This is a genomic window from Oceanisphaera litoralis (genome assembly GCF_016907015.1).
Classification (GTDB): Bacteria; Pseudomonadota; Gammaproteobacteria; order Enterobacterales; family Aeromonadaceae; genus Oceanimonas; species Oceanimonas litoralis.
Genome location: NZ_JAFBBE010000003.1, coordinates 101,133 through 109,091, shown reverse-complemented (window position 1 = coordinate 109,091; position 7,959 = coordinate 101,133). Strand labels below are relative to the sequence as shown.

The following is a 7,959-nucleotide window of genomic DNA, read 5'->3' as shown; positions in this document are numbered from 1 at the left end:
GTGCCGGATTCGAACCGACGACCTTCGGGTTATGAGCCCGACGAGCTACCAGACTGCTCCATCCCGCGCCATTGACTTGCGCTTTACTACTTCTGGTATTCGATACTATCTTACCACGTTTTTACCACGTTCTGAGTTGGTTGCGGGAGCCGGATTCGAACCGACGACCTTCGGGTTATGAGCCCGACGAGCTACCAGACTGCTCCATCCCGCGTCCTCAGGCTGCGTATACTAGTGATCCACCTCACTGAATGCAAGGCCGTTGCCAGAACTTTGTTTTGTCTGCCGAATAATGCCGCAACCTGCCGGTATTGCGCACAATAAGCGGCAATTTTTACAGTCTGACGGCGGTTTGAGGTATAATACGGCCCTCTTTTATTTGAAAAGCCTGACTATGCTGCCGTTTTTTGCTACCTGCCCCAAGGGCCTGGAATCCTTACTCACCGAAGAACTGAAAAATCTGGGCGCCACCTCGCTTCAGGAAACCGTGGCCGGTGTGGCCTTCAAGGGTGAACTGGCCACCGCTTACCGTGCCTGCATGTGGTCCCGACTGGCCTCGCGCATCATGCTGCAACTGGCCGACTTCACCATGCGTGATGATATGGACCTTTATCTGGGGGCGGCCAATATCGAGTGGGAGCAGCATATTCAACCAGGGCAAACCTTTGCCGTGGATTTTTCCGGTGGCAACGAGGCCATCACCAATACCCAGTACGGGGCGCTCAAGATAAAAGACGCCATCGTCGACCGGCTGACCAAGCGCTGGGGCGAACGGCCCAACGTGGACAAGCGTACCCCGGATATTCGTATTCTGGCGCACCTCAAGCGTAACCAGCTCAGCATTACCCTGGACCTGTCGGGTCCTGCGTTGCACCAACGGGGTTATCGTCAGCAGGCGGGTGAGGCACCTTTAAAGGAAAACCTGGCCGCGGCCATCCTGCTGCGCAGTGGCTGGGATACCAGCACCCCGCTGGTCGATCCCATGTGTGGTTCCGGTACCTTGTTAATAGAGGCTGCATTGATGGCGGCCGATCAGGCACCGGGTCTGTTGCGGGTACGGTTCGGCTTTATGGCCTGGAGCGGCCACGACCGCGCCCTGTGGCAGGAAATCACCGCCGAGGCCACGGTACGCGCGACCCGCGGTCTGAAGCAGGCCAACACCCAGCTTTATGGTTTCGATCAGGACAAGCGGGTACTGGCCTTCGCCCAGGAAAATGCCGAGTCTGCCGGGGTCGCGGGGCTGATCCGTTTTGCCCAGGGCAGTGTCACCAGCCTGGTCAACCCCGCCGCCGAGCCCGGCTGGTTGATTTCCAACCCGCCTTACGGTGAACGCTTGAGCGAATTTCCTTCTTTATTAGGCTTGCATCAGCAACTGGGCGATACCCTGCGCGATCAGTTCAAGGGCTGGCACGTCAGCCTGATTTCCAGCTCGCCCGAGCTGCTCAGCTGCCTGCGCCTGCGCCACGAAAAAATCTACAAGCTGTTCAACGGCGCCCTGGCCTGTGAGCTGCGTAATTATAAAATTGCCGAAGATGCCAGGGCGGCACGGCCGCTGGCGGAAGACTTTGCCAACCGGCTGGCCAAGAACATCAAGGCGCTGGAAAAGTGGGCCCGTAACGAGCAGATTGACTGCTATCGCCTGTATGATGCGGACTTGCCGGAATACAATGCCGCCATCGACCGTTATCAGGACTATATCGTCATCCAGGAATACGCCGCGCCGAAAACCATTCCCGAATACAAGGCCCGGGGTCGTTTTTACGATCTGGTGCAGGCGACCATGGCGGTCACCGGGGTAGAGGGCAGCAAGGTGATACTGAAAGTCCGTTCGCGCCAGCAGGGCAGGGAACAGTACGAAAAGCTGGACCGCCGCGATCAGTGGATGGAAGTGCAGGAGCACAAGGCCCGGCTGCTGGTCAACCTGCACGACTATCTCGATACCGGCCTGTTTCTGGATCACAGACCCATCCGCAAACAGCTGGGCGAACTGGCCAGGGGCAAGGATTTTCTCAATCTGTTTGCCTACACCGGCAGTGCCACCGTGCATGCGGGCCTTGGGGGGGCGAAAACCACCACCACGGTGGACATGTCGAAAACCTATCTGGGCTGGGCCGAGCGCAACATGGAGCTCAATGGTCTGACTGGTCGCCGCCACCAGTTTGTGCAGGCCGACTGCCTGAACTGGTTGAGCAAACCCGGCGACGATTATGATCTGATCTTCGTCGATCCGCCGACCTTCTCCAACTCCAAGCGGATGGAAGATGTCTTCGATGTGCAGGAAGATCATATCGAACTGCTGCGTCTCCTGAGCACGCGACTGCGCCCGGACGGCCTGTTGATATTTTCCAACAACAAGCGTCATTTCAAGATGGACACGGCCGGGTTGGAAGCACTGGGCCTGGAGGCGAAAGACATCACAAAATCCAGCCTGCCGAAAGACTTTGCCCGTAATCCGCATATTCATAACTGCTGGGAAATTCGCCGGAGTCAATGATGAGTCTGACGCTGTTTTCTACCGATGGTTGCCACCTGTGCGAACAGGCCTGGGCACTGCTTGAGCAGTGCGGCCTGCATGGCGACACAGAGCAACAGGATATTATCAACAACGAGCAATGGCTGGCCGCTTATGCGGTACGGATTCCTGTGTTGCGCCGACAAGATGGCGCCGAGCTGGACTGGCCCTTTAGCGCCGCCGATATTATTGCCTTTAACCGAGTAACTTCATGAGCTTGTTAACCCTGCAAAACGCCCAGCTGGCGTTTGGTGATGCCCCGTTACTGGACGGGCTGGAATTCAATATACAGGCCGGCGAGCGGGTCTGTATCGTGGGCCGTAACGGTGCCGGCAAATCGACCCTGATGAAGGTGATTGCCGGCGAACTGCAGCTGGACGACGGTCGTCGCCAGTTGCAACAGAGCATCAATATCGCCCGACTCGAGCAGGATCCGCCCAAGGTCGCCGACGATCAAACCGTGTTCGACTATGTTGCCGGTGGTCTGGCCGAAATGGGGGCCTTGCTGGCCAAGTATCATCATCAGCTGGATCTGGTGTGTCACGATACGTCGGAAAAAGCCATGAACGAGCTGATGCGCCTGCAAGAACAGGTAGAGCATGCCAATGGCTGGCAGTTCGACACCCGCATCAATCAGAGCCTGACCCTGCTCGGTCTGAACGGCGACACTCGACTGAACGACCTGTCGGGGGGCTGGTTGCGCAAGGTGGCACTGGCCCGTGCGCTGACCAATGATCCGGACATTCTGCTGCTGGACGAGCCGACTAACCACCTGGATATCGACGCCATCGCCTGGCTCGAAAGCTTTCTGGTGGACTTCAGAGGCGCCATCGTCTTCGTCAGCCACGATCGTGCCTTTATTCGCAAGATGGCCACCCGCATCGTGGATCTGGATCGCGGCAAGCTCTCGAGCTGGCCCGGCAACTACGACGACTACCTGGTCAGCAAGGAAGAAGCGCTGCGGGTGGAAGCGGAGCAGAATGCGCTGTTCGACAAGCGGCTGGCGCAGGAAGAAGCCTGGATCCGTCAGGGCGTCAAGGCGCGCCGCACTCGTAACGAAGGCCGGGTTCGGGCCCTCAAGGCGTTACGCGTTGAGCGCAGTCAGCGTCGTGAAAGCGTCGGCAAGGTCAGCGTGACCCTGGACGATGTGCGTCGCTCCGGCAAAATCGTGTTCGAGGCGGAAAACCTTAATTTTGCCTACGAAGACAAACGCTTGCTCACCAACTTCTCTACCCTGATCCAGCGGGGCGACAAAATTGCCCTGGTCGGCCCCAACGGTTGCGGCAAGAGTACCCTGATCAAGCTGCTGCTGGGCAAGCTGGAAGCCGATTCGGGTACCCTGAAGTGCGGCACCAAGCTGGAAGTGGCCTATTTCGATCAGTATCGCGAGCAGCTGGATCCCGAACGCACCGTGATGGACAACCTGGCCGAAGGCAAGCAGGAAGTGGAAGTCAATGGTCGCAGCCGCCATGTGCTGGGCTATCTGCAGGATTTTCTGTTCGAGCCCAAGCGTGCCCGTACCCCGGTGAAAGCCCTGTCGGGCGGCGAGAAAAACCGCCTGCTGCTGGCCCGCCTGTTTCTCAAGCCCAGCAACCTGCTGGTGCTCGATGAGCCGACCAACGATCTGGACGTAGAAACCCTGGAGCTGCTCGAAGAACTGCTCGCCGACTATAAAGGCACCCTGTTGCTGGTCAGTCACGACCGGGACTTTATCGACAACACCGCCACTCACTGCTGGTTGTTTGAAGGCGAGGGCAAGGTCAGCGAGTTTGTCGGCGGCTATCAGGATATGCAGCATCAGCTGTCCTATCAGACCGAGGTGGCGGTAGCGAAAGAAAAAGCCGCCAAGCCGGCAGCCAAGGCCGATAACAAGGCCAGGCCGGGCAAGAAGCTGTCGTACAAGCTGCAGCAGGAGCTCAAGAGCCTGCCGTTGCAGCTGGAACAGCTTGAAGAGCAGATAGCGGCATTGCAGCAGGCGGTCAATGGGCCGGACTTTTTCAGCCAGCCCGAGGATCAGACCCAGTCGACCCTGCAGCAACTGGCCGATGCAGAAGCCGAGCTGGAAGTGGCCTTCGCCCGCTGGGAAGAGCTGGAAGCCATGTCCGCCGGTTAAGCCACCGATATAACTGTTTTTTTGTTTTCAGAATGCCCGCCGATGCGGGCATTCTGCTATTCCGCGCAATAAGTATGGTTCAGTCGTCATTCCCGCAGGCTCTCTCTTGTCATTCCCGCGCAGGCGGGAATCCAGGACCTGTGGCGCAGTACTGTCAGCCACGGGTCGCCTGCAAAGACACTGGACCCCCGCTTTCGCGAGGGTGACGATAAAGGCAAACTAGCCGTGTGATATAACCTGAGTGAAGCAACTCACATTTCACAGCTTTGATTTTCTCGGCTTTCACAAAAATGTCATAATTATCAGTCGCTAATCTAGCCATTCCGTTTATGGTCAAAAATTAACCTTGATTTAACGTCCTAATTCCCTTATTGATAAGGGGCGGCGGCGGTAACGCGGCCGTGCACTTTTTGTTGATTATACGAGGGTTATACCTATGAAGAGACAAAAACGTGACCGCCTGGAAAGAGCGCGTACCCGCGGTTACCAGGCCGGCGTCAGTGGTCGAGCGAAAGAGCAATGCCCCTACAATGATTTTGATGCCAAAGGACACTGGCTGGGGGGTTGGCGAGATGCCATGGAAGACAAGGGCTCGGGCCTCTTCATAAAATAAATCGGTTACCGTTTCAACAAAAAAGGCCCCGACATGTCGGGGCCTTGATATTTATCCATCTGTTCGATACTTGTCTGCTCGCTGGCTCAGAGCCATCGAGCAGCAGCCGATCAGAAGCTGGAAGTATCGGTAAAGAGACCGACTTTCAGATCTTTTGCTTCATAGATAACGCGGCCGTCAACTTCAACGATACCATCGGCGATACCCATGACCAGCTTGCGCCAGATCACCCGCTTGAGGGTGATTTTATAGGTCACTTTCTTGGCGGTCGGCAGGATCTGACCGGTAAACTTCACTTCACCCACGCCCAGAGCACGGCCCTTGCCGGGGCCGCCTTTCCAGCCCAGGAAGAAGCCGACCAGCTGCCACATGGCATCCAGACCCAGACAGCCGGGCATGACCGGATCGCCGGGGAAGTGGCAACCGAAGAACCACAGATCCGGATTGATATCCAGCTCGGCGATGATCTCGCCCTTGCCGTGTTCACCACCGTCGTCGTTGATGCGAATGATGCGATCCATCATCAGCATGTTGGGGGCCGGCAACTGGCTGTTGCCCGGGCCGAATAATTCACCCTGGCTGCAGGCCAGCAATTCTTCTCTGGTAAAGGAATGTTTACCCAGTTCTTTTTGTGAAGACATTTCACTATTCCGTTATGTTCAGGCCAGGGCCTGGATTGCAAATTGGCGCCACTTTAGCGAACAGTTGTTCGCCAGACAAGTCCGATCACTGAAGTCCGATTACTTCAGCGTCGGAACAGGCGCCGTAAAAATCCGGTTTCCACGGTATGGCCGTTAAGCTCATCGAGGCGGTCACGAATGCGGCCGAACAGCGTATCCGGCTGCTCGACATCGCCGGCCACACTGCCGGTGAGCAGCTCGATGGCCTGCTCGACATGGGCGACCGGATAAATATGAAACTGGCCGGCAGCAATGGCGGCGCTGACTTCATCCGACAGGTTGAGTTGCAGCCGGTTGCTGGCCGGCAGCAAGACCCCCTGCTGGCCGGTGAGCCCCTGAATCTTGCACAGCCGGAAGAAGCCTTCAATTTTCTCGTTCACGCCGCCCACCGGTTGCACATGACCAAACTGATCCACGGCGCCGGTTACCGCAAAGTGCTGATAAATCGGCTCCTTGGCCAGGGCAGAGAGCAGGGCGCACAGGCCGGTCAGCGAGGCGCTGTCGCCGTCTATTTCGTGGTAAGACTGCTCGAATACCAGGTTGGCGGACAGGGGAGAAGGGTGCTCGGCCCCGAACAGGTTGGCCAGGTAGCCATGGATGATCATCATCGCCTTGGCATGAATATGCCCGGCCAGATCGGCCTTGCGCTCTATGTCCACCACGTCGCCATCGCCCAGGTGCACGGTGGCGGTGAGTCGCACCGGCTCGCCGAAGTCGTAGGGGTGGCCGGTGATCTGAATGACCGACAGACCATTGATCTGGCCCACTTCCTTGCCGCTGGTCTGCAGCAGGTATTGGCCGTCACGCACGCCCAGATCCGATTGTTCCACCAGAAAGCTCAGGCGGTGATCCTGCTCTTGCTGGGCCAGCATGACATGGGCTTCGGTAATCAGTTCGCTCTGCTCGCGCCGGGCGATGACGTCCGACAATTGCATCATGGCCACCAGTTGGGATTCGACCAGCGATAAGCGGTGCTGGTGCTCGGTCAGCCGGCACCCATAGCGGCACAGGCGCAGTATGGCACCGCCGTCCATGTCCAGTAATTGGTGCTTCTGACGCAGATGGGACAGAAAGCCGAGATAAGAGGGGAAGTCTTCGCGCACATCCCATTCGGGAATGATGTCGGCCCGCAAAAACGCCAGGGTATCCAGATCCCGGTCGAGCAGGTAGAGCTCGGCCACCGACAGCCGATCGCCGACCAGGATCAGGTGAATGTCCAGCGGCGGCGGCTCGGGCTGAAAATAAAACGACGCCATTTCCGCCGCCCGGCTCCACTCTATCTGACGTGCCGCGAGGGCATGTTTCAATCGAAACCAGAGATTTGGCTGTTCAAGCAGCTCTTCAATCGGCACGATCAGATAGCCGCCGTTGGCCTGATGTATCAGGCCCGGCTCCAGCAGATGATGATGGCTGAATACCGAGCCCTGTTCGGTCTGAAAGTGGATGGCGCCAAACAGCTGCTCGGGGGTGAACTGGCGGGCATAGACGATGGGAATGGTATTGTCGTTCCGGTGCACCATCAGGTTGATCAGCACAGGGTGACTGAAGCCCTGCCCGGCGGCCACATGCTGAGACAGCAGTGACAGATAGTCGGCAATTTTTTCGTCGTTGTCCTGTTTTTTCAGGATCCGCTGCACTATGTGCTCGGCTTCCAGGTGACGGGACGACAGCTCCAGCAGTTGGCCGACCAGTTCGCAGAATTCGAGGCCGGTGCCGGCCTTCAGCCGCAGCCAGATGGGCTTTTGTGGATGATTCAGGTTTTCGGCATAGCAGAGGTCAAACAAGTCCGCATGCTTGGCATGTTTCCTGACCAGATCCTGCACCAGCTCTTCATAATCGGTGCCCGGGAAACCGTTGAGTAACAGCACCGGATTGACCGCGTTCAGTTCCGACAAGGTAGCGAAGGCGGAATCTACCCGAGTTTGCAGCGCGCTGAACGGCAGCGAGGGCACATCGTTCAGGGTGGAGAGTTCGGGTAGGGTAAAAACGGGGTTCAGTTCGACGTGACTCAGTGGCTGCACTCAAAAACTCATCAACATTG

General features: G+C 57.5%; 6 protein-coding genes and 2 tRNA genes. 4 read left to right on the top strand and 4 right to left on the bottom strand.

The features are described 5' to 3' along the window. Position 1: 1 nt before the first annotated feature. Both HNR62_RS02650 and HNR62_RS02645 read right to left on the bottom strand, forming a co-directional pair. Positions 2–60, bottom strand: a tRNA-Met gene (locus HNR62_RS02650). Between the two features lie 77 nt (positions 61–137). After that, positions 138–214, bottom strand: a tRNA-Met gene (locus HNR62_RS02645). A gap of 180 nt (positions 215–394) precedes the next feature. On the opposite strand from HNR62_RS02645, the gene rlmKL reads away from it, so the two are divergent. The 4 genes from rlmKL (at position 395) to rmf (ending at position 5,238) form a co-directional block, all read left to right on the top strand. After that, on the top strand, positions 395–2,494 hold the full coding sequence (gene rlmKL, locus HNR62_RS02640; protein ID WP_204794541.1) for a bifunctional 23S rRNA (guanine(2069)-N(7))-methyltransferase RlmK/23S rRNA (guanine(2445)-N(2))-methyltransferase RlmL: 2,100 nt from the start codon (positions 395–397) through the stop codon (positions 2,492–2,494). Then, positions 2,494–2,727 carry a glutaredoxin family protein gene (locus tag HNR62_RS02635; RefSeq protein ID WP_204794615.1) on the top strand — a complete coding sequence of 78 codons (234 nt, stop codon included), beginning with the start codon at positions 2,494–2,496 and terminating at the stop codon, positions 2,725–2,727. The genes rlmKL and HNR62_RS02635 overlap by 1 nt, the downstream gene beginning before the upstream one ends. Further along, positions 2,724–4,625 (top strand): ATP-binding cassette ATPase Uup, encoded by a 1,902-nt coding sequence (gene uup / locus HNR62_RS02630; protein ID WP_204794540.1) that lies wholly within the window; start codon positions 2,724–2,726, stop codon positions 4,623–4,625. Before HNR62_RS02635 ends, uup begins: the two co-directional genes overlap by 4 nt. A gap of 436 nt (positions 4,626–5,061) precedes the next feature. After that, the gene (gene rmf, locus HNR62_RS02625) at positions 5,062–5,238 is read left to right on the top strand and encodes a ribosome modulation factor (protein ID WP_071474110.1); all 177 of its coding nucleotides are present in this window, start codon (positions 5,062–5,064) and stop codon (positions 5,236–5,238) included. A 110-nt stretch (positions 5,239–5,348) separates the two neighbouring features. Here rmf and fabA read toward each other — a convergent pair whose 3' ends face one another. Together fabA and HNR62_RS02615 are read right to left on the bottom strand one after the other, a co-directional pair. Continuing rightward, positions 5,349–5,879 (bottom strand): 3-hydroxyacyl-[acyl-carrier-protein] dehydratase FabA, encoded by a 531-nt coding sequence (fabA, locus tag HNR62_RS02620; RefSeq protein WP_204794539.1) that lies wholly within the window; start codon positions 5,877–5,879, stop codon positions 5,349–5,351. A gap of 104 nt (positions 5,880–5,983) precedes the next feature. After that, entirely contained in the window at positions 5,984–7,939 is a 1,956-nt protein-coding gene (locus HNR62_RS02615) for an AAA family ATPase (protein ID WP_204794538.1), read from the bottom strand. Positions 7,940–7,959: the final 20 nt, after the last annotated feature.

Excerpts from the sequence above, each read along its gene's own strand:
- rmf (WP_071474110.1), top strand. The coding sequence starts at position 5,062 with ATGAAGAGACAAAAACGTGACCGCCTGGAAAGAGCGCGTACCCGCGGT.
- fabA (WP_204794539.1), bottom strand. The coding sequence starts at position 5,879 with ATGTCTTCACAAAAAGAACTGGGTAAACATTCCTTTACCAGAGAAGAA.
- rlmKL (WP_204794541.1), top strand. The coding sequence starts at position 395 with ATGCTGCCGTTTTTTGCTACCTGCCCCAAGGGCCTGGAATCCTTACTC.
- HNR62_RS02635 (WP_204794615.1), top strand. The coding sequence starts at position 2,494 with ATGAGTCTGACGCTGTTTTCTACCGATGGTTGCCACCTGTGCGAACAG.
- uup (WP_204794540.1), top strand. The coding sequence starts at position 2,724 with ATGAGCTTGTTAACCCTGCAAAACGCCCAGCTGGCGTTTGGTGATGCC.